The 1,795-nt window shown below is 55.4% G+C and carries 2 protein-coding genes; both read right to left on the bottom strand.

Annotated features, from left to right (window positions below):
* Positions 1–986, bottom strand: a 986-nt coding sequence (locus tag Psfp_RS20975) for an electron transfer flavoprotein subunit alpha/FixB family protein (RefSeq protein WP_134220450.1), incomplete at its 3' end; no start/stop codon positions are given.
* 15 nt (positions 987–1,001) lie between these two features.
* Positions 1,002–1,775 carry an electron transfer flavoprotein subunit beta/FixA family protein gene (locus Psfp_RS20970; RefSeq protein ID WP_134220449.1) on the bottom strand — a complete coding sequence of 258 codons (774 nt, stop codon included), beginning with the start codon at positions 1,773–1,775 and terminating at the stop codon, positions 1,002–1,004.
* Positions 1,776–1,795: the final 20 nt, after the last annotated feature.

Raw genomic sequence — 1,795 nt, 5'->3', positions numbered from 1 at the left:
GACGCCAATAGTTTTTTGCACTCTTCAGTGAGGAGAGGCACCACCTCAAACAAATCGCCAACGATGCCGTAGTCCGCTACCTTAAAGATGTCCGCCTCGGGATCCTTGTTAATGGCCACGATGCATTTGGATGAACTCATCCCGGCCAGGTGCATGGTTGAGCCTGAAATACCGCAGGCAATATACAAGGCAGGTGAAACGGTCTTGCCGGTTTGGCCTACCTGAAAGCTTTGGGGAATCCAGCCGGAGTCGACAGCGGCCCGGGAAGCGCCCACCGCCGCACCCAGGACATCAGCCAGTTCCTCCAGAATTTTATAGTTTTCCGGCCCCTTCATACCGCGGCCGCCGGAAACGATAATATTGGCCTCGGTCAGTTCCGGACGGGTGGAAATCTGCATCACAACGTCTTTGATAACCTGCCTTAAGTCTGTTTTTTCCAAATGAACAGCTACATTTACCACTTCAGCGCCGCGCCCGGCCCGCGGCTCGTCAGCAATGAGCACATTGGGGCGAACCGTGGCCATCACGGGCTTTAGCTCGGGGCATACCGCCTTTACGAAAGCCTTGCCGGCATAAACCGGGCGCACAAAGACAAGCTGCCCGCCGCTCAGTTCCACGCCGGTGCAATCGGACATAAGACAGGTCTTTACTTTCTGGGCCACCCTGGCGGCCAGGTCGCGGCCCAGCACGGTGCAGCCAAGCAACAACACGGAAGGCTCTTTTTCCATAATCAGGTCGCTCAGCGCCTTGCTGTAGGCGTCGGTAGTATATTGGGCCAGCATATCGTCATCAGCCAGGTAGACTTTATCGGCGCCATATTCTGCCAGCGTGGAAGCCAAACCGGAAACTCCTTTGCCGAAAAGGAGGGCGCTCACTTCTTCACCGGTCTCTGTTGCAAGCTTGCGGCCGGCGCTTAACAGTTCAAGGGTTACTTTTTTTATTTTTCCATCACGGTGCTCTGCAAAAATCCAGATACCCTTTGCCATGTGGCTTTTCCCTCCTTAGATAATTTTGGCTGTTTCCCGTAAGATACGGCATAATTCACGCGCCGCTTCCGGCGCTTCGCCGGGCACAAGCTTGCAGGCGGCCCGGGGCGCGGGCAGGAAATAAGAAATCGCCTTCACTTTTGGCGCGATTTGAGCGGCATCAAGGCCGAGTTCGGACAAAGAAAGCTTTTGGAAAGGTTTTTTCTTGGCCTGCATGATCCCTCGCATGGTAGGGTAGCGTGGCTCGTTGAGGCCCTTTTGGGCGGTAATCAAGGCCGGCAGGGGGACCTCCACGACCTCGCTGCCGCCTTCAATATCCCTGGTGGCAACAGCTTTGGCGTCCTCAATGGTGAGCCTGGTGACAACATTTACCTGGGGCAAGCCAAGCAATTCGGCCACTCTTACCGCCACTTGAGCGGAACCATCATCAACAGCGCGCCAGCCCGCCAGCAGCAGGTCAAACTCCAGGCCGCCCAGGACTTTGGACAGTACCAGAGCGGCGGCATATTCGTCGCTGCCGGCCATATTGTCGTCAGTAACCAGTATTGCTTTATCGGCCCCCATGGCCAGGGCCTGGAGCATGGCGTCCTGGGTTTCCGGCGCTCCTGCCGAAATGACTGTAACTTCCCCGCCGTGCTTCTCCTTAAGCCGCAGAGCCTCTTCAACGGCAAATTCGTCGTAGGGATTGATAATCAGGTTGACACCCTGGCGCTCAATTTGCCCACTGGCATCCAAACTGATTATTGCCGCAGTGTCAAAAGTTTGTTTCATCAGAACCGCAATCCTCATATTATTCCTCCTTTGACATA

The sequence above is a fragment of the Pelotomaculum sp. FP genome (assembly GCF_004369245.1).
Classification (GTDB): domain Bacteria; phylum Bacillota; class Desulfotomaculia; order Desulfotomaculales; family Pelotomaculaceae; genus Pelotomaculum_C; species Pelotomaculum_C schinkii.
The sequence above is the reverse complement of the archived record's forward strand: the minus strand, read 5'-3'. Positions and strand labels throughout refer to the sequence as shown.

Excerpts from the sequence above, each read along its gene's own strand:
- Psfp_RS20970 (WP_134220449.1), bottom strand. The coding sequence starts at position 1,775 with ATGAGGATTGCGGTTCTGATGAAACAAACTTTTGACACTGCGGCAATA.